The following is a 21,917-nucleotide window of genomic DNA, read 5'->3' on the forward strand; positions in this document are numbered from 1 at the left end:
TCAATTGGGAAGAGCCCCTTAACCCGGTGTTCCCTCCCCTGGCCGGGCTGCTCATCTGGGGCGTCCTGACTCCGCTGATGACCTGGCGATCGACCCGATCGGTCGCGACCAAGGGGCTGCGGGCGCAACTTCCGCCCGGCACGATCTTCGGCACGGTGATCAACGAGACGGAGATCGTGCTGAGGTTGGGCGACGCGCCCCCGCAGTCGCTGGCCTGGGCCAGGGTCCGCGAGGTCTCGCTCGGCGAGGCGGCGCTGCTGCTGCGCTACACCGGATCCGCGGTCAGCGTGGTGCCGCGTGCCGCCATCAACCCGGAGGCGTTTGGCATCGTCGAGTCGAAGGCCGGCCGCTGAGGCCGGTCGGGACTGATCAGGCGAACGCGAAGGCCGTCGCCGCGTCAAGGCGCGGGAAGTTGACGGCGACATCGGCGGCCGCTGCCGTCACGGGCTTGGCCCGGTAGGCGACCGACAGCCCCGCCGCGTCGAACATGCCGAGGTCGTTGGCGCCGTCGCCGATCGCGACGGTCAGGGCCGGGTCTACGCCGTGATCGTGCGCGAACCGCAGCAGGTCGCGCGCCTTCTGATCCCGGTCGACGACCTGCCCGACGACGCGGCCGGTGAGCTGCACCGTGTCGTCGACCAGTTCGGTCTCCAACTCGTTGGCGTTGCAGAAATCGAGGCCGAGCTTCGTGGCGAGCGGCTCGACGAGCTGGATGAAGCCACCGGAGGTGACCCCGACCAGCGCGCCCGTAGCCTTGGCGGCCGCGATCAGTTCGACGGCGCCGGGGGAGAGCGTCATGGCCGCGCCCACCGCGTCGAAGATGCCTGCTGGCAGGCCCTTCAGCGTGCCGACGCGTTCCGTGAGGGACTGGCCGAAGTCGAGTTCGCCGCGCATCGCGCGTTCGGTGATCTCGGCGACCACCGGCCCGACGCCCGCGTGCTCGGCGAGCAGGTCGATGGCCTCGGTGGTGGTGAGCGTCGAGTCGACGTCCATCAGCACGAGGCGGGCGTTCTCCCGCACCAGCGGCCCGGTGATGACGCCGACCGCGACGTCGCCGGCGACCGCACGCAGCGCGGTGCGGAGCAGGTCCGGGTCGGGGTGCGAGGTGAAAAGGGTGATCCGCTGGCCGTAGTTGGTCTCCTCGGCGCTCACCTCTGCGGTGGGTGGCACCATCGCCACGAGCGACTCGGGGATGGGGCCTGCTGCTGCGAAGCTCACACGGATGTCCATGCGGACAGGCTAGTTGCCCGCAGACGCCGACCCGCCGCCGTCCGGGAGAAGTGGACGGCGGCGGGTCGCCGGATCAATGCCGGGGTGGATCAGTCCGACACTGAGATCTGTGGGTCGCCCAGACGGGCCGCACCCGGGTGTGACTCAGGCGCCCGCGGCGATCGGGGTGACCTCGATGCTCTCCTCAGAGCCGTCGCGCACCACAGTCAGCGTCATGGGCTCGCCGACTCGGCCGGCGCGCACCAGGGCGACCAGCGACTCGCTGCCCGAGACTGGATCGCCGTTGACGGCGGTGACCAGGTCGCCGGTTCGCAGGCCCGCCTTGGCGGCGGGTGACCCGTCGCCGACCTGGCCGACGACCGCGCCCATCTGGCCGGTGTCGCGGACGTCGCCCGCGGTGATGCCGAGCTGGGGATGCTGGGCGGTGCCGGTGGCGATGAGCTGCTCGGCCACGTACTTGACCTGGTCCGAACCGATCGCGAAGCCGATGCCGATGTTGCCCGCCTGGTCCTGGCCGCTGGACAGCGACGCGATGGAAGAGGTGATGCCGATCAGCTTGCCGGAGGTGTCGACCAGCGCGCCGCCCGAGTTGCCCGGGTTGATGGCCGCGTTGGTCTGGATGGCCGCGGTGACGACGACGTCGGACGAGGTCTGACGCGTCAACTGGGGCCCGGCCTGCTGCTGCTCGGTGACCGCAGAGGTGGTGACGGGGCGGTTGAGGGCGGAGACGATGCCGGTGGTGACCGTGTCGGCCAACCCGAGCGGGTTGCCGATGGCCATCACGGGGTCGCCGACCTTCAGCGCTGTGGAGTCGCCGAACTGCATGACGTTGAGGTCCTTGGGCGGGTCGGTCAGCTTGATGACGGCCAGATCGGTCGACGGGTCGGTGCCGACGAGCGTCGCCTTGTAGGAGATGTTGCCGAGCAGCACGGTGACGGAGCCGTTGGAGGCGCCGGAGACGACGTGGTTGTTCGTCACGATGTGGCCTGCCGCGTCGATCACGACACCGGAGCCCTGAGCCTCGCCGGCGGACGTGGTGACGTCGATCGCCACGACGGCGCGCGATGCGGCCGCGGCGACGGTCGCCCAGTCGGGGTTGGTGGGATCGCCCTGCACGACGGTGGTCTGCACCCCGTCCTGGCCCGAGGTGGTCGAGGTCGTCGCGCCCGAGGCCGAGCCGGACGGCTGGCCGCCGAGTTGTGCCGCGGCGAAGCCCGCGCCGCCGCCGACGCCCGCCGCGAGCAGCGCGACCGCGAGGACGCCCGCGACGCGGGAGCGGCCCTTCGCCTTGGTGGCCTTGGGGGCGACGGTGGTTGCCTGCGCGGCCTGCGGGGTGCCGAAGGCGGTCGCGGGGCCGGCGTTCCAGGTCGTGAAGGGGCCAGGCTGCGTCGGCCGTGGCTGCTGCGGTGTCGCCGACTGCTGCGGGCCAGCGGGATACGTCTGGGCTCCCGCCTGCCCGGTGGCGGGCTGCGGCCAGGCGGGGGCGGACGGCGCGCCCTGGCCTGCCGACGTGGCGTTCTGGGCGGGCATCCCCGCCGGGCTCTCGGCACCCTGGGGCTGGGCCTGCTGCGGCTCGCTCTGGCGGGGGTCTGTGCCCTCACGGCTCCACGGATGCGGGTACTGCTCGTTCATCTCAGGTCTCCTCGTTTGCGTTGAAACCAGAACACCCGGTGAACCTATGAGGTTCCTGTGAGGCCGCTGAAGCTTTCCTTAGACCTCTCGCAGCGTCGTCACGGTGACCGTGAAGTGCGGGTCCTGGGCCGCGACCTGGGTCCGTCCGAGCCGTGCGTTGAGCTCCTTGCGGTAGGGCAGATGGGAGTTGAAGACGCACCACAACTGGCCGCCGGGGCGCAGGACCCTTGCCGCCTCGTCAAACATCTCGAGGGTGTCCGAGGTGTCCTTAGCGACCCCTTGGTGGAACGGGGGATTGGTGACGATCGCGTCGACGCTCGCGTCGGCGTAGCCGTCGAGCCCGGCTCCCCAGGTCGCGTCGACGCTCACCTTGTTGACCTCGGCCGCGATCCCGGTGCCCGCGATGGCCGACCAACTCACGTCGCGCGCCTGGACCCGGACGCCTCGCCTGGCCAGCCACATCGAGATGGTCCCGTTGCCGCAGCCCCAGTCGAGGGCGTCGTCTGCCTCCAGACCGGGGGTCCGGCCCTTGCCGTCGAGTGCCGTCAGCAGGAGTCGGGTGCCGGGGTCGATCTTTATCCCGCCGAAGGTGGCCCCGTGGGCGGCGACGGCGAAGCCGAGGTCGTCGTGGAAGCGGACCTTCGGCCAGTCCGTCTCCATCGACTCCGGCCCCCACGCGCGCAGCACGCGCGACTTGGAGCGGCCGAGCGATGCCGAGACGGCGGCGAAGTGTTTGCCGAGCACCTCGTTCATGGTCAGGTTCATGTGCTTGACCCGCGCGCCGCCGACGAATGTGACGTCTGGGGCGCCCTGCACCGACGCCGCCTGCTCGTCCAGTGCCGCGAGCGACTTCGGGAGCCGGGCGAGCGCGAGGTCAACGCCCGCGAGGTCCGAGGGATGCTCGACGAGCAGGTCGGGATCGACCTGCGCCGCGTCGCGCCAGTCGTCGCAGAAGACCCGCACATCGGGTGTCAGCGTCAGGGCATCGGGCACCAGTGCGGGGGCATCGAGGATGGCCACCGCCTCGGCATGGTCGGGGGCCTCGTCCCAGATCAGGTCATCAACAACGTCGCGCATGGCCCCGATCCTAGGAGATGCCCGGAGATCGGTAGGTTTGAGCCCGTGGAGCACCCCCTGGAGTTCATGGTCCGGATCGATGCGGCCGACGAGGCGGCACGGTCGCTGCTGCTCGCCCTGGCCGAGCGGGGCTCGGTCACCACCATGAGCCACGGGCCGGGGACGGCGTTGGTGCTTGGCGGCGCGCGATCCGGCAAGTCGTCGTGGGCCGAGCGGCAGTTCGACGGCGCGGCCGACGTGGAGTACGTCGCGACCTCCGAGTCCCGGGCCGACGACCCCGAGTGGGTCGAGCGGGTCGCGCTGCACAGAGCCCGACGCCCGGCGTCGTGGCGCACCACCGAGACCGTCGACCTGCCCGCGGTGCTTGCCTCCGACGATCCGGCGCCGGTGCTGATCGACTGCCTTGCCGTCTGGCTCGACCGGATCCTGATGTCGGCAGGGGCCTGGGACGACGCGCCGGGCTGGCGCGACGCCGTCGAGACGGCGGTCGCCGGGCTTGTCGACGCCGTCGGCTCTACCAGGCGCGACGTGATCCTCGTCAGCAACGAGGTCGGCTCCGGCGTGGTGCCCGCGACGGCCTCGGGGCGGCTCTACCGCGACGAACTCGGGCGGCTCAACGCGCGGGTCGCGGCCGCCGTCGACGAGGTGTGGCTCTGCACCGCCGGGATCCCCCAGAGGCTGTCGTGAGGTCGCTGCTGACGGCGATCGGGCTGTTCACCGTCATCCCGGTCAGGCCGTTCGAGGTCGACCGGAGCGCCGCGCGTCGCGCGATGGCGGCGTTCCCGTGGCTCGGACTTCTGCTCGGCGGGGCGGCCGGGTTGCTGCTCGTCGGCGCCGGGGCGCTCGGCTCCCCGCTGGTCGGGGTCGTCGCTGCGCTCGCGCTGCTCGCAGGCGTGACGGGCGCGCTGCACCTGGACGGCGTGGCGGACACGGCCGACGGACTGGGGTCGCGCAAGCCGGCGGCCGAGGCGCTCGAGATCATGCGCCGCTCCGACATCGGCCCGATGGGGGTCGTGACGCTGGTGTTCGTGCTGCTCGCCGACTTCGCCGCGCTCCTGACGATCCCCTGGGACTGGACCGGGGCCGCTGTGCTTGCGTGCGCGGTGATGGTCTCGAGGGCCGCCGTCATGGTGGCGAGCGTGTCGACGATCGGCGCGCGCGAGCGGGGCTTCGGAGCGCTGTTCGTCGGGGTGACCGGCCGTGGCGCGGCTCTGGTGAACGTGGCGGCGGTCGCGGTGGTCGTGGCGTTGCTCGGCTGGCTCACGGGTGGCCTGGCCAGCACGATCGCCTTTCCCCTGGCCGGGGCGGTCGCGGCCGTGGTCGCCTGGCTGTGGGCACGCCACCTGCGCCGCAGGCTCGGCGGCTGGACGGGCGACACCTTCGGCTCGCTGATCGAGGTCAGCCAGGCCGCATTCCTGGTCGCCGCCGCGCTGTCGGTTTCATCGCTTCAGCCGCTGCTCGCGTCCATGTGAGTCGCCGCGTCGAGCGGGTCCCTGAGCAGGCGCCTGCCCCGTGGCCGTTCCCTGAGCAGGGCGCCTGCGCCCGTGTCGAAGGGTCCGCGACCGTGCGCGTGCCCCGAGCAGGGCGCTTGCGCCCGTGTTCGTTCCCTGAGCAGGGTGCCTGCGCCCGTGTTCGTTCCCTGAGCAGGGCGCCTGCGCCCGTGTTCGTTCCCTGAGCAGGGCGCCTGCGCCCGTGTTCGTTCCCTGAGCAGGGCGCCTGCGCCCGTGTCGAAGGGTCCGCAACAGTGCCGCCGTCGAGGGCCGCCGCGACCCGAGCGGCGGGCGCTCAGTGCACCCTTGCCAGGATCTCGCCGTGCAGGATCGAGAGCCAGCCGTCTTCGGCCGCTGCCCACTCCCGCCAAGCCTCGCTGATCCGCTCAAGGTCGGCCCGCGTCGCCATGCCCTCATCCAGGGCCTGCGTAGCCATCGCGGAGTCGAAGATCCGGTCGGCCCACATGCCGCCCCACCAGGCGCGGTCCTCAGGCGTGGCGTAGCACCACGTCGACGAGGTGGCCAGGACGTCGTCCAGGCCCGCCTCGTGTGCCCAGCCGAGCAGCCGCCGACCTGCGTCGGGCTCGCCGCCGTTGGCCCGGGCGCAGCGCTGGTAGAGCGCCATCCAGTCGTCGAGGCCGGGGAGACGCGGCCACCACGTGAAGCCGGAGTAGTCGCTGTCGCGCACGGCGACCAGGCCGTCGGGTCGCGTCACGCGGGCCAGTTCTCGCAGCGCCTTGACGGGGTCGGCGACGTGCTGGAGCACCTGGTGCGCGTGCGAGACGTCGAAGGAGTCGTCGGCGAAGTGGAGGTCGTGCACGTCGGCGACCGCGAGGTCGACGTTGCCGACCCAGCGTTCGGTGATGGTCGCCCGGGTGTGCGCCAAGGCGTCCTCGTCGACCTCGGTCGCCGTCACCTGGGCGACGGTGGCCGCGAAGTCGGCGGTGATGGTGCCCGGCCCCGCGCCGACGTCGAGCAGGAGCGTGTCGCTCGTCAAATGGGGGAGGAGGTAGGCGGCCGAGTTCTCGGCGGTGCGCCAGCGGTGGGAGCGGAGCACCGACTCGTGATGCCCGTGGGTGTACCTGGGTTCGGACCGCGTCGTCATGGGGCCAAGTGTTCGGGGTCTCGACCACCCTTCCGGCGACCGACCACGGAGCGAGACGGACCCCTCCGGGTGGTGCGCGGGTGCTGGGTGGGAGTTTGAGCATGTTTGGTGACTCGTTGCCGCTCGCACGCCACTTGCACGATCAAATCGGAAACGAGCAACCAAACATGCTCAAGCCCAGACCCCGCACCGAGGCCAGATGGCCCGAGTCGGGCCGGGGTTCCGAGGTCAGTTGGCGGGCGACCAGGTGCCGTCGGCTAGGCTCAACCGGCCGACCACCGCCAGCGGGCCAGCGATGTCGGAGGTCGCGTAACTGAACAGTGTCAGCGAGTCGACGTCGTATCCGAGGCTCGGCGCGTCCCAGCCCGACATCCGCTCGTGCAGGGTCGCCGCGTCGGCCCCGGCGGCGTAGAAGCCGAGCGTGACGTGCGGCACGTAGCCCTCGGCGCCGCCCAGCAGCAGCGCCCGCAGGTCCGCAGCCCCGGGCACGTCCGCGCCCAGGTAGGGGGCCATCGCGAACGTGTCCCAGCCCGAGACCTCGACGCGCAGCGGCCCGATGCCCGAGCCGCGCAGGAGGTCGAGGTCGCGCACCAGTGACTCCGGCGGGTACAGGTGCCCCTCCGGGGTCGCGCCCTCGTGCGGCCCGAGCCCCGCGTAGGCGATCGTGACGTGCGGTTGTCGCTCGTAGCGGGGCAGCAGCACGTCGCCGAGCCTGGCGCGCGCCGCGACGACCTGGGCAACAAGCGCGGGGTCGCCCAGGTCGAGCGCCCACACCAGCGCGGTGGGGCACCCTCCGTGCCACTCGACGAAGTCGCGCTCCTGGCTTGCGACGAGGATCACGCCTTGCGTTGCTCCTTGACGGGGGCGGGCTCGGCGCCCGCCGCGACCTCCTCGGTGTCCATCGCCGCGACGAAGGCGTGCTTCGAGGACTGCCAGCCGTCCTCCGTCATCCCGGAGCGCCAGTAGCCGGAGATGGAGACGTCCGCCCTCGGGAGGGACAGGTCGACGAACAGGTAGCGGCGCAGGTCCTTGATCATCTCGGCGACCCCGTGCACGAACCAGCCGACCCGACCCGTTGGTGCCTCGGTCGCACGGACGCGCGCGGCCAGCGCCGAGCCGTAGGGGGCGCCGTCGCGCTGCACCCACACCACGTCGACGCCCGCGCGCTCGGGGAACGGGAACCGGGCGGCGTCGTCGGCGATCTCAAGGAAGACGCTCGCCCCGATGCCAGAGGGAGGGCCTCGACGGCGGCGGCGATGGCCGGTGCCGCAGACTCGTCGCCCACCAGCACGAAGTGGTCATAGCCCTCGCTCGGTCCCCAGGCGCCGCCGGGGCCGAAGAAGCCGAGTTCGTCGCCGGGGACGGCGCGGGCCGCCCACGGTCCGGCGAGCCCCTCGTCGCCGTGGATCACGAAGTCGACGTCGATGGCCCCGGTCGCCGCGTCATGGCTGCGGAGCGTGTAGGTCCGCGTGACCGGGGACTGCTCGGGCGTCGCGTCGCGGATGGCCTCGGGATCGAAGGGCCAGGCGTAGTCGGCGCCGGCGGGAGGGAACAGGAATTTCACGTAGTGGTCGGTGAACGCAAGATCCGAGCCTGCGAGGTCGGGGCAGTCGAAGCTCAGCCGGACCAGTTGCGGCGAGAGCCGCTCGGTCGCCGTGACGGTGGCTGTGCGAAGGGGGCGAGGTCGCGAGGGCATGCGGTCTCCTGTTGATTGATTTAGGTAAGCCTAACCGATCGAAAAGATGTTCCGCCGTGTCGTGTCACGGGATCGAGCGCGCGCAGGTGGCCGACGCCGCGCCCAGTGGCCCGCCTGCGGCGCTCGCCAGCCTGCGACGTCCGCTCGGGTCGTCAGGCTCATGGGACAGGCCCGAGGTGACGGCAGGGGCGCGCCGGACGGGCCGCCGAACCCCGGGGAAGGAGGCTCGACGGCGCCTCGAAGCGTCAGTCGTTGGGGCGCTCGTGCACCGCGAGCACCTGGCGCTGCAGCGGTCGGGTCGCGAGGAGCGCGGCGGTCACGAGCGCCAGGCCGGCAATCAGCACCGACCCGAGGATCAGCGTGCCGGTCGACGCGCGGGCGCCGACCGATCCCGCGAACTCGGCCATCGGTGTCGCCATCGCGATGCCCAGCCCGGAGCCCAGCACCATGGCGAGCACGAGGGGGCCGAGCGTCTCGAGCCATGTGGCCCTGGTCAGGAACGACCGCGGCGCGCCCATCTTGTCCAAGGCGCGGGCCTGTTCGGCGCGCTCAAGCACCGCGGAGGCCTGCGTGATCAGCACTGAGGTTGCGGTCAGGACGAGGCCGACGGCCAACGTGATGAGCGCGCCCTTCGTGAAGTCCCACGCCGCCCCCTCGACGAACGACGTCACGACCTCCGCGTCGCCGGGTTGCGCAAAGTTGAGCGGCATCATCGAGATGTAGCCGCCGATGAAGGACATCAGGGCGATGCCGGAGCCCATCTGCCACGTCGTCTTGGGGTTCGACTCGATCCGGCGCGCGGCCCAGATCATCGACGGCGAGGGCGACTTGGCGAGCAGTTTGCTGATCAACTGCAGGAACCACGGTGCGACCAGGTTGAGGCCCCAGACCACCGTCAGCAGGATCGCGCCGAGGATGATCCAGAAGATGATCTGCCCTCCGAGTTGCAGCATCTGGGTGCCGATCATGGCGGCGATCACGACGCCCACAAACACCACCACCCGCCAGGCACGTAGCGCAGGCCGGTTGGCGCGACGCGCGACGCCGAGCGGCGAGATCCGCACCTGACGCAGCCCCCACCAACTGGCGCCGAGGCCGATCAGCAGCGTCGCCGCGAGCACCGACAGAAGCAACCACCACGGAAGCGTCATCTCCTGCACCCCGATCGGGACCGACTGCATCTGCATGTTCGACCACAGCGGCACCGTGGCAAGGTACGCGATCGTGCCGACCACACAACCGATGCCCGCCTGGATCGCGGTGTCGATCAGCGACATCCGGGTGACGTCGCCTGCCGAGACGCCGAGCAGGCGCAGCGCTGAGAGTCGCCGCTCGCGGCCGCGCGCGCCGAGCACGGCCGCAGAGGCGGCCAAGCCGAAGAGTGAGGGGACGAGCAGCGCGCAGGCGATGATTGCCAGCATCACGTAGAACATCAGGACGTTGGTGAAGGACGGGTCGACCGCCAGCACGTCCGCGAGGAGCCCCGTCGGCTGCCGGTAGCGGTTCCAGAACATCCAGGTGCCGCCCGCCACCGTCAGCGCCAGGGACGAGCAGACGGCGTAGGCAAGGGTTGAGGCGAGGTACAGCAGGGACTCGCCCTGCCGCGTCACGAAGCGCGCCCTCGTCAGTTGCAGGCTGAGCGACGTCAGGCCGGTCGCACCGGCGCTCACTGGAGGCCGCCTTGCGCGGCGAGGACGCGGTCCGAGTGCACGAGGCCGTCGCGGATCTCGATGAGCCGCCCGCACCACCGTGCGACGTTCGGGTCGTGCGTCACAAGCACCAGGCTCGCCCCGGCCATCGTGACGGTGGTCGTCAGGAGTTGCATCACCTCGTGGCCGGTTGCCTGGTCGAGGGCGCCGCTCGGCTCGTCTGCGAACACGACCGACGGCCGGCCGACCAGGGCGCGCGCGATCGCGACCCGCTGCGCCTGGCCCCCCGACATGTCGCCCGGACGGCGGTCGCGCAGTTCCGCGATCCCGATCCGCTCGAGCATCGAGTCGGCCTCCTTCAAGGCCTTTCCGCGACCGGTGCCGGTCAGCAGCAGCGGAAGGGCCACGTTCTCCCTCGCCACGAGTTCCGGGATCAACTGGTTGTCCTGGAACACGAACCCGAAGCGGCGCAGCCGCAGTTGCGAGCGGGCCTTGTCGCTCAACTGGGTCAGGTCCTCCCCGTCGAAACTGACGCTGCCCCCGTCGGGAACGAGCACGCCGGAGAGGCAGTGCAGCAGGGTCGACTTGCCGGACCCGGACGGGCCCATGATGGCGACCGTCTCGCCTGCGGCGATCCCGACGCTCACGCCGGCGAGGGCGCGTACCTGGCCGAAGTGCAAGGTGATGTCGGAGGTGGCAAGCAGCGGCGTCGGCGACGCCGAGGGGCTCGTCGGGGAGAGCGGTGTCATGTTCATGCCTCCATTGCACAGCGTCGCGGTCGGCCCGGCCACAGTGCAGGCGATGGTATCGGGGTAGTGCTGGCACTACTCTCACCAGCCCGGTAGTTTCGGGGCGTGGTGTTCAGGAGGCGACGATCAGGCGACCCGATGGGCGAGCAGCGCGCCCGGGAGGTCGAGGAGCTAGCCCGTTCCCGGCGCATCATCGTGGACGCGTACGAGGTCGAGCGACGGCGCATCGAACGCGACCTGCACGACGGCACCCAGCAGTACCTTGTCGCCGCGGCCATGAAGCTCGGCGAGGTGCAACTCGCCCCGGCGATCCAGGACGACCCCATGCTGCGCGAACTCCTCGCCGAGGCGCGCGCGTCGCTCGCCGCCGGGTTGGAGTCCCTCCGCGAGACGGTGCGCGGCATCCACCCCACGATCCTGACGGAGCGGGGACTTGCCGCAGCGCTCGACGACGTGGCGGCGTCCTCGGGGGCGCAGGTCCGCATCGTCGCCCCGAACCCGCTGCCGGAATTGCCCGAGGGGGTGCTGGCCGCCAGCTACTTCTTCGCTACCGAGGCCATCGCCAACGCCATCAAGCATGCGCCCGGCGCGTCGGTCACGGTGCTGCTCGCCGCCGACGACGACCTGCGCGTCTCCGTCGTCGACACCGGCCCAGGGGGCGCCCGAATCGTCCCCGGTCACGGACTCTCCGGCCTGCGGGAACGGCTGGCGGCCTTCGGCGGTCGCCTGACGATCTCCAGCCCGGACGGCGGCCCGACCCAGGTCGCCGCGACGATCCCGCTGCTGCTGTTCCGCGGCGAGTCGGGCGTGGCGCTGTGACGGCGCGGCTCGTCGTCGCCGACGACTCGACGCTGCTGCGCGAGGGCCTCGTGGGGCTGCTCGAGCGGCAGGGCTTCGAGGTGGTCGCGCAGGAGGCGAGGGCGGACGCGCTGCTCGACCGGCTCGCAACGCTCGAGGCAGAAGGCGCGCTCCCGGACGCCGTCATCACCGACGTGCGGATGCCGCCCGGGATGAGCAACGACGGCCTTCGCGCCGCGCTGACCATCAAGGGCAGGCACGCGGGCGTCGCGGTGCTCGTGCTCAGCCAGTACGTCGCCCCGATGTACGCGCAGGAACTGTTCGCGCTGCCCGCCGACGGCGGCACCGGCTACCTGCTGAAGGACCGGATCGCCGACGTGGCCGAGTTCGTCTCGTCGCTGCGGTTGGTGCTCGCGGGAGGCGTGGTGATCGACCCGGAGGTCGCACGGGCCATGATGCGCAGCAGCAGGTCGGGCCTGGGGGAGCTGAGCCAGCGCGAGTTGGAGGTGCTCGAGTTGATGGCGAGGGGGCTGTCGAACGCCCAGATCGCCGAGACTCTCTTCCTCTCGGGCGCCGCGGTCGCCAAGCACGTGTCGAACATCTTCATGAAGCTTGGCCTCGCGCCCGGCGAGGAGAATCGAAGGGTGCGCGCGATCCTTGCGTTCCTGGCCGACTCGGGCGCCCCGTCGCTGTGACCCCTCAGTAGGCGTACGGCGGCATCCGGGTCAGCTCGCCGAGCACCGACATGGACCGCACCCTGTGCCCGAACGACTCGTCGTTGCCGCCTGGTTCGAGCAGCGTCGAGGCGAGGCCGGTCTGGGTCTGTGACCCGGTGACATGGACGCCGATGTGCACGTTCCGGTCGGCGGGCACCTCGAACGTGACCGGGCCGTACATCACCTGGTAGGCCCTTCCGTCGATGCTGATCACCGGACGTGAGTTGCCGCTGATCAGGCCGCCCTGTTCGCAGACGATCGTGACGAGGCGGCGCGGGCCGTCGTGGTAGTCCACATAGGGGATGACGCCGGGGGTGGCTGCCAGTTCGCTCATCCGGACATGCTAGGCGGGCCGCGGGTCGCCTCCGACGGCCGATCACCCCGGACAACGTCGAATGGCCGCCCCGGTGGGACGGCCATCTGGTGGCGGAGGATACGAGATTCGAACTCGTGAGGGCGTGAACCCAACCCGCTTTCCAAGCGAGCGCCATAGGCCTCTAGGCGAATCCTCCGTCGGGAACCTTACCGGAGGCGTGAACCTCGCCCCAAATCTGGGTCGCTTTGGCGCCTTCAGAGGGCGGCGATGACCGGGGCGATGGTCTCGGCGAGGCGGACGCGGCCGACGGGCACCCCGTGGCCGAGCACCGGGTAGGGGTCGAGATCCCGCAGCCGGTCTGTGCCGTGGCCGAGCGCCTCGAGCACCGCGACGAGCACCGGGATGTTGCCGCGGTGGTTGCCGTCGGCGATCTTGACGGCGATGCCGGTGCCGTCCGCCAGGCCCACCGCGAACGCGCCCTCCGCGCCGAGCTTGCAGACCAGGCCGGGGACCTCGCGGTGGAAGACCACCTCGTCGCGCTGAGTGCCGGAGACGTACTCGGGGAAGGCGCGGAAGGCGTCGGCGATCTGCCTCGCCTCGCCGTCGGAGGCCGACGCGAGCCGCCCGAAGGCTCGGGCAAGGCCAGTCAGCGTGGTCGCGAATGCGGGGGCGCCGCATCCGTCGGCGACCGGGTCGCCGACCGGTTCGCCGGTGAACTCGGCGAGCGCCGCACGCGCCGCGACCTGCAGCGGATGGGTGGGGGAGAGGTAGTCGTCAGTGGACCAGCCGGCCCGCACGCAGGTGCGCAGCATGCCCGCGTGCTTGCCGGAGCAGTTGTGGGCAAGCGGCTCCCTGCCGTGCCCTCCGCGCACCCAGTCGATCAACGCGCCCTCGTCGCCAGGCAGGCTCGCGGTGTTCTGGAGGTCGTCGACGGTGAGCCCGCAGTCCGCCAGGATCGCCGCCGCGGCGGCGCGGTGGAAGTCCTCGCCGGAGTGGGAGGCGCCCACCAGCGCCAGTTCGGCGCCGACCACATCGAGCCCGATGCGCAGCATTCCGATCGCCTGCAGCGGCTTGACGGCGGATCGCGGCAGCGTCGCGGACGTCACGTCTCCGACGCTGAGGCGCACCGCCCCGTCGGCGCCGAGCACCACGAGCGAGCCGCGGTGCTGTGACTCCAGATAGTCCCCCCGCCAGACCTCGGCGAGCACGGGTTCCACGACGTTGACCATGCGCACGACACTACTGCCCGCCCCATCTGAGGTGGACGCGGGCCTTGGACGATGGGCTAGAGTGTGTGCAGGTTCCTCGCGCGGCGGTATCTCGCCCAACTCCCCCAGGGTCGGAAGGCAGCAAGGGTAAGTGAGCTCTTCCGGGTGCGCGAGGGGCCCTTTTTCTTTCCTCGCGAAGTGTCGGCGAGCTGAATTAGGGTGAAACGCGTGGACGACGAGTACGACGAGGACGAGTACGGCCCGATCGAGGAGGGCACCGGATCGGCCGACCTTCCCGGTTTCGAACCGATGGAGGGCCCCGGTCTTTTCGACGATCCGGCACCCGAACCCGAGCCGGATGAACAGACCGGTCCCGGCCTGTTCGCCGACGACGAGTCGAGCGATCCCGAGCCCGAGGCCGTGCCTGCCGAGGTGCGGGAGCCGGCCCTGGTCGCCCCGACCCCCCAGGCGCGCGCCCCTCGCGCAGCCTCGACCCCGGACGCCCCACTCGCGCTGTACCGGCGCTACCGCCCCGACACCTTCGCCGACGTCATCGGGCAGGAGCACGTCACTGTCCCGCTGCAGCGGGCGCTGACCAACAACCGCGTCAACCACGCGTACCTGTTCTCCGGTCCGCGCGGCTGCGGCAAGACCACCTCCGCCCGCATCCTTGCGCGCTGCCTCAACTGCGAGCAGGGCCCGACGGCCACGCCCTGCGGCCAGTGCAACTCCTGCGTCGACCTGGCCCGTGGCGGCCCCGGCTCCATCGACGTCATCGAGATCGACGCCGCGTCGCACGGCGGTGTCGACGATGCGCGCGACCTGCGCGAGCGCGCCTACTTCGCCCCGGTCGCCAGCCGCTACAAGATCTACATCATCGACGAGGCCCACATGGTGACCCCGCAGGGCTTCAACGCCCTGCTGAAGTTGGTGGAGGAGCCTCCGCCGCACACGAAGTTCATCTTCGCGACGACCGAGCCGGAGAAGGTGATCGGCACCATCCGGTCCCGCACGCACCACTACCCCTTCCGGCTGGTGCCGCCGAAGGTGCTCGGGGACTATCTCACCCAGATCTGCGAGACCGAGGGCGTCGCCGTCGATCACGCGTCCATCCCGCTGGTCGTCAGGGCCGGTGCCGGGTCGGTGCGCGACTCGTTGTCCGTGCTCGACCAGTTGCTCGGCGGCGCCGGCGATGAGGGCGTCAGCTACACGCAGGCCGCCGCTCTGCTCGGCTACACCCCCGACGCGCTGCTCGACGAGATCATGGACGCCTTCGCCGCCGGCGACGCTGCGGGAGTGTTCCGCACGATCGACAAGGTGATCGAGGTCGGCCAGGACCCGCGCCGGTTCGCCGAGGACCTGCTGCGCAGGCTCCGCGACCTCGTGATCCTCGCGGCCGTCCCAGAGGCCGCCACCAACGGCATCCTCGACGTCGCCGCGGACCAGGCCCAACGCCTGCAGACCCAGGTCGCCGGGATGGGGTCGGGCGAACTGACCCGCGCCGCCGAGGTGATCGCGACGGGCCTGACGGAGATGCGTGGCACCACGGCGCCCCGCCTGCACCTCGAACTGATGTGCTCACGGGTGCTGCTGCCGGGCGCCGACACCAACGAGCGAGGTCTGCACGCCCGAATGGACCGCCTCGAGCGGCGCGTCGGGATGATGGGCGACGGGGCGCCCGCGCCCGTCGAACAGTGGGCCGACGTCCCCGAGCGCCCCGCGCGGCCGAGGCAGGCGGAGGCCAGCCCCGCGGCCGAGCCGGAGCCCTCGCGTCGCCCCGCGGAACAGGCGGCGCCGGAGCCCCCCACTCAGCGTCCATCCGAGGCTGCCGAGACCCAGCGCCCCTCGGGCGCGGCCCCGCAGCAGCGCCCTGCACCCGAGCAGCCGCCCACAGAGTCGCCCCGGCAGCGCCCTGCCGGTGAGGCCCCCCAGCAGCGCTCCGCTGGCGAAGCCCCGCAGCAGCGCCCCGCGGGCCAGGCTCCGCAGCAGCGCCCCGCAGGCACCGCCCCGGGGCAGGCTCCGGCCGAGCCGAAGCCCGAGCAGGCCCGGCCCGCACCGGCCGCCGCGCCGTCGGGGCACCTCACCGCCGCCGAGTTGAGGCGCGTGTGGCCCAACGTGCTGGACGAGGTCAAGCGTCGTCGCCGCTTCACCCACATGCTGCTCGCGCAGCACGCCCAGGTGATCGACGTCGCCGACGGCGCCCTGACGCTCGGCTTCTCCGGCCCCGGCCCGAAGGAGAACTTCGGCTCGGGCGGCAGCATCGACGTGCTCGTCGACTCGTTGATCGAGGTGATCGGGGTCGAGTTGCGCGTCAACCCGATCGTCTCGGGCGACGCCCCGGCCGAGGCCGTGCAGCAGCAGCGCCCCTCCGGTGCGCCGGTCGCCCAGCCGAGCCCGCCCGAGCCGCGCCAGCAGGCCGCCACACCGGAGCCAGCGTCGCGGTCCACCGAGCCGGAGGTGTCCAACGACGACGAGGTGCTCGACCCGACCAACAATGCAGAGGAACTGCTCAGCAGCACCTTCGCCGCCGAGCTCATCTCGGTGCGTGAGGCCGACGAGCGCTGAGCCGCTCATATGCTGGGCCAAGACGAAACAGGAGAAACAGATGTTTGGTGACTTTGATCTCAACGCGCTGATGCAGCAGGCGCAGAAGCTGCAGGACGACATGGAGCGCGCCCAGAGCGAGCTGTCGGAGAAGGAGTTCACCGCCTCGGCGGGCGGCGACCTCGTCACCGTCACGATGAACGGCAAGGGCGAGCTCCTGCAGGTCGCGATCTCGCCCGACGCGTGCGACCCCGATGACACCGAGACGCTCTCGGCGCTGATCATCGCCGCCTTCCGCTCCGCCAAGGCCCAGGCCGACGCCGCGATGGCGGCCGCGATGCCCGAGATGCCCCAGATTCCGGGAATGTGAGGCAGGCCCACCCGTGTATGAAGGGCCGATCCAGGACCTGATCGACGAGCTGAGCCGCCTGCCCGGCATCGGGCCGCGCGGCGCGCAGCGGATCGCGTTCTATCTCCTCGACGCACCCGACGAGGACGTCTTCGCGCTCGCGGACACGCTTCGCCGGGTCAAGGAGGCGTCGCGCTTCTGCGAGGTGTGCTTCAACATCTCCCAGGAGGAACGCTGCCGCGTCTGCCGCGACCCGCGCCGCGACCGCACCCAGTTGTGCGTCGTCGAGGAGTCGAAGGACGTGGTGGCCATCGAGCGGACCAACGAGTTCCGTGGCCTCTACCACGTGCTCGGCGGCTCCATCTCGCCGATCGACGGCCGTGGCCCCGCAGACCTGCACACGCGCGAACTGTTCCAGCGACTCGCAGACGGCGAGGTCCAGGAGGTCATCCTGGCCACCGACCCAGACACGCAGGGCGAGGCGACCGCCGCCTACCTGAGCCGGATGCTGCGCGACTTCGGCGTGCGCGTCACCCGCCCCGCGAGCGGACTGCCGGTCGGCGGCGACCTCGAGTACGCCGACCAGGTGACGCTCGGTCGCGCCTTCGAGGGCCGCAGGGCCATGTTCGAGCCCGCCGGCTGAGCGCCATGGTGCAGATCCCGCCGTCGTTCGTCGCGACGGTCGCCGGGCGCGCCCCCGACCCCAGATACGGCATCTCCGGCGACTACTGGCTCCAGCGTCTCCCCACGTTGATCGACGCATCTCTGACGCGCTGGGACCTCACCCCCGACGGCGCCGCGTGGCACGGCGAGTGCGCGATCGTGGTGCCCGTCATCGACGGCGACGGCACTCCGCTCGCCCTGAAGCTCACGTGGCCACACGTCGAGGCAGCGGAGGAGCACCTGGCGCTGCGCCTCTGGGCCGGCGACGGCGCCGTCCGACTCGTCGCAGCAGCGCCGCACCACTTCGCGATGCTGCTGGAGCGACTGCACGACCGGTCGCTGACGACGACCTCCATCCTTGAGGCGAGCGAGGAGATCGGCCGGCTGATGGTGCAACTGGACCGTCCCGCCACCCCCCAGTTCGACAGCCTGGCGGCGCGGGCCGAGCGCTGGCGCGGCAAGCTCTCCGCCCCGTGCGACCTGGTCCCGAGGCGCCTGCGTGAGCAGGCGGCAGGCTGGCTCGACGACCTGCTTGTCACCCCCGGCGACCGCCTCGTGCACGAGGACCTGCACGACTCGAACGTGCTGGCCGCAGACCGGCAGCCCTGGCTCGCGATCGATCCGAAACCGGTCGCGGGGGAGTGGGCGTACGCGGTCGCACCGATCGTCTGGAACCGGCCCGACGCCGCCGCCCGCGCCGCGAGCCTCCGCACCCACGTCCGGTTGCGGGCCGAGATCGTGGCCGACACGGCGGGCCTCGACCTGGAACGCGTCGGTGCCTGGACGCTGTTCCGGCTCGTCCTCAACGCCGTCGACGCCGCCGAGTTCGCCCCCGCCTCGGACGAGTTCCGCGGCCGGATGATCGCGCTCGCGAAGGCGTTCACCGACCCCCTCGTCTGACGGCGCCCGCCCGACGGTCCGCGGTGGGACCGGTCTGGCGTTGAGCAGCATTCACTGATCGACGGCGCTTCAGGGCGTGTTGAACGTTCAAGGTCGAATCGAACGCGGATTGCTGCTCAACGCCAAGCCGTCCCCAGGGTTTCCTCTCTTCCGCTTGTCGGCGGCGAGTCCTAGAGTTTCGTCCGCGGGCCGGTTCGGCCCCAGACGAAAGGTGACATCCATGTCCATCCTGCTCAACCCTTACCTCGCCCTCGACGGCACCTGCCGCCAGGCCATGGAGTTCTACCAGTCGGTCCTCGGCGGCGACCTGTCCGTGATGACCTTCGGCGAGGCGCAGGGCGGTGCCGAGTTCCCCGGCTCCGACCGCGTGATGCACTCCAGCCTGACCACCGACGACGGCATGGTCATCTTCGCTAGCGACACCATGGAGGGCATGCCCCAGACCCAGGGCGACACCGTCGCCGTGTCCATCTCCGGCGACGACGACCGGCTCGCAGGCTTCTTCGCCAAGCTCTCCGAGGGTGGCCAGCCGGTTGTCCCCTTCGAGAAGCAGATGTGGGGCGACGTCTACGGCATGGTGCGCGACCAGTTCGGTGTGCTCTGGCACGTCAACCAACTCGGCCAGCAGTGAACCCATGACTGTCGGGCACGGGCGGTAGGGTCACTCGGGTGCCAGAACCTGTGATCACCGCCCGCGGCCTGACGAAGCGCTACGGCGACGTCGTCGCGGTCGACGGGATCGACTTCGAGATCCCGCGGGGCGAGTCGTTCGGTTTCCTCGGGCCGAACGGCGCCGGGAAGTCGACCACGATGCGGATGATCGCCGCGACCTCGACCCCCACCGCGGGAAGCCTGACGGTGCTGGGGATGGACACCGCGCACCACGGCCCGGAGATCCGCGCGCAACTCGGCATCGTTCCGCAGGGCGACCTGCTCGACGAGGAGTTGCGGGTCATCGACAACCTGATCGTCTACGGTCGTTACTTCGCCCTGCCTCGGGCGTACGTGAAGGAGCGGGCCGAGCAACTGCTGGACTTCGCCCAACTCCGCGAGAAGCGCACGGCCCGCGTCGACGGGCTCTCCGGGGGCATGAAGCGGCGGCTCACCATCGCCCGAGGGCTTATCAACAACCCGCGCATCATGCTGCTCGACGAACCCACAACGGGGCTCGACCCGCAGGCAAGGCACATCCTCTGGGACCAGCTCTTCCGGCTCAAGGAAGAGGGCACGACGCTCGTGGTCACGACCCACTTCATGGACGAGGCCGAGCAACTGTGCGACCGGCTCGTCGTCGTCGACCACGGCAGGATCGTGGCCGAAGGGTCCCCGTCCAGCCTGATCCGCCAGTACTCGACGCGCGAGGTGGTGGAGGTGCGCTTCGGGTCGGGTCGCAACGACGCCGCCGCCGCGGACCTCCAGGGGGTCGGCAGCCGCATCGATGTGCTCGCCGACCGGGTCCTCATCTACGACGACAACGGGGAGCACGCGCTGCAGGCCGTCCTCGACCGGGGCCTGACGCCGATCACCTCGCTCGTGCGAAGGTCCTCCCTGGAGGACGTGTTCCTGCGGCTCACCGGCAGGAGCCTGATCGAATGAGCGCCACGCGCGTCGTCGACTCGGGAAAGGCAGCCGACGCCGGACGGGTCCGCCTGCTCGGCTGGTGGGCAGTCGTCGAGTACCGACTCTGCATCCTGCGCGCCTTCCTCCCGTCGATCCTGCTGATCGCCGTCGGGTCGCCGATCCTGTACCTGCTCGGGCTCGGCGCGGGCCTCGGGGTCCTCGTCGACGGCGGGAAGGGCATCGAGGGCGTGGACTACCTGACGTTCGTCGCCCCCGCGCTGGTGATGGCGACGGCCATGCAGGCCTCGGCGCAGGAGAACACCTTCGGGGTGTTCGGCGGCTTCAAGTGGTCCAACTCCTTCACCGCGATGCGGCTCACCCCCATCAGCCCGGCCCAGATGGCGCTCGGCTTCCAGGTCTCGGTGCTCGCCCGGGTGATCCCCGTGATGGGGTTCTACATCGTGATGCTCTGGATCTTCCGGATCGGCAACCCCCTCGGGGCGCTGGCGCTGATTCCGATTGGTGCCCTCCTGTCGCTCGCCGCCGGGTTCGCGGTGATGGCGTGGGTGTCGACGCAGAAGGACGACCGCGGCCAACTCTCGTTCATCGACCGCTTCGTGATCGTCCCCCTGACGCTGTTCTCAGGCACCTACTTCCCGCTCGAGACGCTGCCCGGATACCTGCAGCCGATCGGCTGGATCTCGCCGCTCTGGCACGCCTCGGAGTTGGGCCGCGGGGCGCTCTACGGGGCGCCGATCGGGCCGGCAATGACGGCGGTGCACCTCGGGTTCCTCGCCGCGCTTGCCTGCGTGGGCTGCTGGCTGTCGGTGGGCACCTTCCGGAGGAGGTTGGACGATTGAGTGACACGATCCAGGCGCCGTCGCCCCGCGTGCCCAAGGCGCTCAGAGGCATCTACGCCGGCAACACCCGTTCCGTCGTGGCTCGGGGGCTCAAGGTGGTCGCCCGCAACAACTACCTCGTGGTGCTGACGGGCTTCTTCGAGCCGGTGTTCTACCTGCTCTCGATGGGCCTCGGGCTCGGCGCCCTGATCGGTGGGGTGCAGTTCTACGGGCATGAGGTGAACTACGCCGCCTACATCGCGCCGGCGCTGATGGCCGTCTCCGCCATGAATGGTGCGCTGTACGACTCGACGAGCAACGTCTTCTTCCGGATGCGCTACGGCAAGATCTACGACCAGATGCTGTCGACGTCGCTCGGCCCGATGGACGTGGCGCTCGGCGAGATCATCATGGCGCTGTTCCGGGGGCTGCTGTACGCGTCGGCGTTCATGGTCGTCACGACTCTGCTCGGCCTGAACCTGTCCTGGACGGCGATCCTCGCGATCCCGGCCGCCCTGATCGTCGCGTTCGGTTTCGCGGCGGTCGGGCTGACGGCGACGAGCTTCATGAAGGGCTTCCAGCACCTCGACCTGGTCTTCTTCGTGATGCTGCCGATGTTCCTGCTCTCTGCCACCTTCTTCCCCATCGAGGTGTACCCGGAGACGGTGCAGTGGATCATCAAGGCGCTGCCCCTGTGGCACGCCGTCGACATGATCCGGCAACTCACCACCGGCCTGATCCAGCCCTCCATCTGGGGCCACCTTGCCTACTTCGCCGTGATGATCCTGCTCGGCGTCACGCTGGCGACCCGCCGGCTGAAGGCGCTGTTCCTGCGCTGACGTCGTCGTCGAGGCGGTCCTCCAGGGCGAGAGTCAACCGCTCCAGGGACTCGACGAGGACGCGGCGTTCGGCTGGGGACCAGTCGCTCAGCACGTCGCCGAACAGCGCGCGGGCGGCGTCGAGGCCGGACTCGAGGGCGTGGACTCCGTCCCTGGTCACGCTGATGATCGCGACGCGACCGTCCTGCGGGTCGGCGGCCCGCGAGACCAGGCCGGCCCGCTCAAGGCGCGCGACCTGCGACGTCATGGTCGACCGGTCGACCGCCTGCCAGTGGGCCAGTTGCGAGACCCGGCTCGGACCCTCCGCGGCAAGGTGGCGCAGCAGCCAGCCGTCGGTGGGGGTGAGGCGCGCGTCGTGGCCGTGCAGCGTCCGTTGCAGGTGGCCTCTCGACGCCAAACGGGTGATGTCGGCGAACACCACGCGTAGCCTGTCAGTCATCTCGATGACGTCGCGGTCCATTCCGTTACGCCCCTCTGCAGCATCGCATGTGGTTGGTACAATCAAACTATATCCGCATCCGACAACCGGCGTTGCGCAGGACCTGCTGACGACGCCA

24 protein-coding genes, 1 tRNA gene, 1 other RNA gene and 1 pseudogene are annotated in these 21,917 nt (G+C 70.8%); 14 read left to right on the plus strand and 13 right to left on the minus strand.

The window, feature by feature from the left end; genetic code table 11:
* Positions 1 to 26: 26 nt before the first annotated feature.
* Positions 27 to 353: a hypothetical protein gene (locus BW730_RS17405; protein ID WP_077687381.1), complete on the plus strand. Its 327-nt coding sequence runs from the start codon at positions 27 to 29 to the stop codon at positions 351 to 353.
* 16 nt (positions 354 to 369) lie between these two features.
* Here BW730_RS17405 and serB read toward each other — a convergent pair whose 3' ends face one another.
* The 3 genes from serB to BW730_RS17420 all read right to left on the minus strand — a co-directional run bounded on the left by serB (position 370) and on the right by BW730_RS17420 (position 3,939).
* Positions 370 to 1,230, minus strand: a complete 861-nt coding sequence (serB, locus tag BW730_RS17410) for a phosphoserine phosphatase SerB (protein WP_226996888.1) — start codon at positions 1,228 to 1,230, stop codon at positions 370 to 372.
* A 144-nt stretch (positions 1,231 to 1,374) separates the two neighbouring features.
* The gene (locus BW730_RS17415; protein WP_145952954.1) at positions 1,375 to 2,862 is read right to left on the minus strand and encodes a S1C family serine protease; all 1,488 of its coding nucleotides are present in this window, start codon (positions 2,860 to 2,862) and stop codon (positions 1,375 to 1,377) included.
* 78 nt (positions 2,863 to 2,940) lie between these two features.
* Complete coding sequence (locus BW730_RS17420) at positions 2,941 to 3,939, minus strand: class I SAM-dependent methyltransferase (RefSeq protein ID WP_077687382.1); 999 nt, start codon at positions 3,937 to 3,939, stop codon at positions 2,941 to 2,943.
* 45 nt (positions 3,940 to 3,984) lie between these two features.
* Here BW730_RS17420 and cobU point away from each other — a divergent pair, with 45 nt between their 5' ends.
* Both cobU and cobS read left to right on the plus strand, forming a co-directional pair.
* On the plus strand, positions 3,985 to 4,626 hold the full coding sequence (cobU, locus tag BW730_RS17425) for a bifunctional adenosylcobinamide kinase/adenosylcobinamide-phosphate guanylyltransferase (RefSeq protein ID WP_226996889.1): 642 nt from the start codon (positions 3,985 to 3,987) through the stop codon (positions 4,624 to 4,626).
* Positions 4,623 to 5,411 (plus strand): adenosylcobinamide-GDP ribazoletransferase, encoded by a 789-nt coding sequence (cobS, locus tag BW730_RS17430; RefSeq protein WP_158522722.1) that lies wholly within the window; start codon positions 4,623 to 4,625, stop codon positions 5,409 to 5,411. The genes cobU and cobS overlap by 4 nt, the downstream gene beginning before the upstream one ends.
* Positions 5,412 to 5,724: 313 nt before the next feature.
* On the opposite strand, the gene BW730_RS17435 is transcribed toward cobS, so the two are convergent.
* The 6 genes and pseudogenes from BW730_RS17435 to BW730_RS17455 form a co-directional block, all read right to left on the minus strand.
* A complete protein-coding gene (locus BW730_RS17435; protein ID WP_077687384.1) occupies positions 5,725 to 6,534 on the minus strand; it encodes a class I SAM-dependent methyltransferase in 810 nt (269 codons plus the stop codon).
* A gap of 228 nt (positions 6,535 to 6,762) precedes the next feature.
* On the minus strand, positions 6,763 to 7,374 hold the full coding sequence (locus BW730_RS17440; protein WP_158522723.1) for a 2'-5' RNA ligase family protein: 612 nt from the start codon (positions 7,372 to 7,374) through the stop codon (positions 6,763 to 6,765).
* Positions 7,371 to 7,760: a siderophore-interacting protein gene (locus BW730_RS19650; protein WP_226997247.1), complete on the minus strand. Its 390-nt coding sequence runs from the start codon at positions 7,758 to 7,760 to the stop codon at positions 7,371 to 7,373. Before BW730_RS19650 ends, BW730_RS17440 begins: the two co-directional genes overlap by 4 nt.
* A 152-nt stretch (positions 7,761 to 7,912) precedes the next feature.
* Positions 7,913 to 8,230: pseudogene (locus BW730_RS19655) on the minus strand (siderophore-interacting protein); the annotation flags it as partial.
* A gap of 245 nt (positions 8,231 to 8,475) precedes the next feature.
* Positions 8,476 to 9,900: an FtsX-like permease family protein gene (locus BW730_RS17450; RefSeq protein ID WP_077687386.1), complete on the minus strand. Its 1,425-nt coding sequence runs from the start codon at positions 9,898 to 9,900 to the stop codon at positions 8,476 to 8,478.
* Positions 9,897 to 10,628, minus strand: coding sequence for an ABC transporter ATP-binding protein (locus BW730_RS17455; protein ID WP_077687717.1), 732 nt, complete (start codon positions 10,626 to 10,628; stop codon positions 9,897 to 9,899). Before BW730_RS17455 ends, BW730_RS17450 begins: the two co-directional genes overlap by 4 nt.
* A 105-nt stretch (positions 10,629 to 10,733) precedes the next feature.
* Here BW730_RS17455 and BW730_RS17460 point away from each other — a divergent pair, with 105 nt between their 5' ends.
* Together BW730_RS17460 and BW730_RS17465 are read left to right on the plus strand one after the other, a co-directional pair.
* A complete protein-coding gene (locus tag BW730_RS17460) occupies positions 10,734 to 11,447 on the plus strand; it encodes a sensor histidine kinase (protein WP_226996891.1) in 714 nt (237 codons plus the stop codon).
* The gene (locus tag BW730_RS17465) at positions 11,444 to 12,121 is read left to right on the plus strand and encodes a response regulator transcription factor (protein ID WP_077687388.1); all 678 of its coding nucleotides are present in this window, start codon (positions 11,444 to 11,446) and stop codon (positions 12,119 to 12,121) included. Before BW730_RS17460 ends, BW730_RS17465 begins: the two co-directional genes overlap by 4 nt.
* Positions 12,122 to 12,125: 4 nt before the next feature.
* On the opposite strand, the gene BW730_RS17470 is transcribed toward BW730_RS17465, so the two are convergent.
* The 3 genes from BW730_RS17470 to BW730_RS17480 form a co-directional block, all read right to left on the minus strand.
* Complete coding sequence (locus tag BW730_RS17470) at positions 12,126 to 12,476, minus strand: hypothetical protein (RefSeq protein WP_077687389.1); 351 nt, start codon at positions 12,474 to 12,476, stop codon at positions 12,126 to 12,128.
* A 90-nt stretch (positions 12,477 to 12,566) separates the two neighbouring features.
* A tRNA-Ser gene (locus BW730_RS17475) sits at positions 12,567 to 12,654 on the minus strand.
* A 58-nt stretch (positions 12,655 to 12,712) separates the two neighbouring features.
* Positions 12,713 to 13,687: an asparaginase gene (locus tag BW730_RS17480; protein WP_077687390.1), complete on the minus strand. Its 975-nt coding sequence runs from the start codon at positions 13,685 to 13,687 to the stop codon at positions 12,713 to 12,715.
* A gap of 67 nt (positions 13,688 to 13,754) precedes the next feature.
* Here BW730_RS17480 and ffs point away from each other — a divergent pair.
* The 9 genes from ffs to BW730_RS17525 all read left to right on the plus strand — a co-directional run bounded on the left by ffs (position 13,755) and on the right by BW730_RS17525 (position 21,360).
* An RNA gene (ffs, locus tag BW730_RS17485) (signal recognition particle sRNA small type) lies at positions 13,755 to 13,851 on the plus strand.
* Between the two features lie 124 nt (positions 13,852 to 13,975).
* Positions 13,976 to 16,231, plus strand: coding sequence for a DNA polymerase III subunit gamma and tau (locus BW730_RS17490; RefSeq protein WP_077687718.1), 2,256 nt, complete (start codon positions 13,976 to 13,978; stop codon positions 16,229 to 16,231).
* 40 nt (positions 16,232 to 16,271) lie between these two features.
* The gene (locus BW730_RS17495) at positions 16,272 to 16,580 is read left to right on the plus strand and encodes a YbaB/EbfC family nucleoid-associated protein (RefSeq protein WP_077687391.1); all 309 of its coding nucleotides are present in this window, start codon (positions 16,272 to 16,274) and stop codon (positions 16,578 to 16,580) included.
* Between the two features lie 13 nt (positions 16,581 to 16,593).
* Complete coding sequence (recR, locus tag BW730_RS17500; RefSeq protein ID WP_077687392.1) at positions 16,594 to 17,202, plus strand: recombination mediator RecR; 609 nt, start codon at positions 16,594 to 16,596, stop codon at positions 17,200 to 17,202.
* Between the two features lie 5 nt (positions 17,203 to 17,207).
* A complete protein-coding gene (locus tag BW730_RS17505) occupies positions 17,208 to 18,122 on the plus strand; it encodes an aminoglycoside phosphotransferase family protein (RefSeq protein ID WP_077687393.1) in 915 nt (304 codons plus the stop codon).
* Positions 18,123 to 18,342: 220 nt separating this feature from the next.
* Positions 18,343 to 18,753, plus strand: a complete 411-nt coding sequence (locus BW730_RS17510; protein WP_077687394.1) for a VOC family protein — start codon at positions 18,343 to 18,345, stop codon at positions 18,751 to 18,753.
* 38 nt (positions 18,754 to 18,791) lie between these two features.
* Positions 18,792 to 19,718 (plus strand): ABC transporter ATP-binding protein, encoded by a 927-nt coding sequence (locus BW730_RS17515; protein ID WP_077687395.1) that lies wholly within the window; start codon positions 18,792 to 18,794, stop codon positions 19,716 to 19,718.
* Positions 19,715 to 20,542: an ABC transporter permease gene (locus BW730_RS17520; RefSeq protein ID WP_077687396.1), complete on the plus strand. Its 828-nt coding sequence runs from the start codon at positions 19,715 to 19,717 to the stop codon at positions 20,540 to 20,542. Before BW730_RS17515 ends, BW730_RS17520 begins: the two co-directional genes overlap by 4 nt.
* The gene (locus BW730_RS17525) at positions 20,539 to 21,360 is read left to right on the plus strand and encodes an ABC transporter permease (RefSeq protein ID WP_226996892.1); all 822 of its coding nucleotides are present in this window, start codon (positions 20,539 to 20,541) and stop codon (positions 21,358 to 21,360) included. Before BW730_RS17520 ends, BW730_RS17525 begins: the two co-directional genes overlap by 4 nt.
* Here the strand turns inward: BW730_RS17525 and BW730_RS17530 are convergent.
* Positions 21,317 to 21,820 carry a MarR family winged helix-turn-helix transcriptional regulator gene (locus BW730_RS17530; RefSeq protein WP_077687397.1) on the minus strand — a complete coding sequence of 168 codons (504 nt, stop codon included), beginning with the start codon at positions 21,818 to 21,820 and terminating at the stop codon, positions 21,317 to 21,319. The two genes, BW730_RS17525 and BW730_RS17530, sit on opposite strands and share 44 nt — an antisense overlap.
* Positions 21,821 to 21,917 lie beyond the last annotated feature (97 nt).

Origin of the sequence: Tessaracoccus aquimaris (genome assembly GCF_001997345.1) — a bacterium.
GTDB classification, from domain to species: Bacteria; Actinomycetota; Actinomycetes; order Propionibacteriales; family Propionibacteriaceae; genus Arachnia; species Arachnia aquimaris.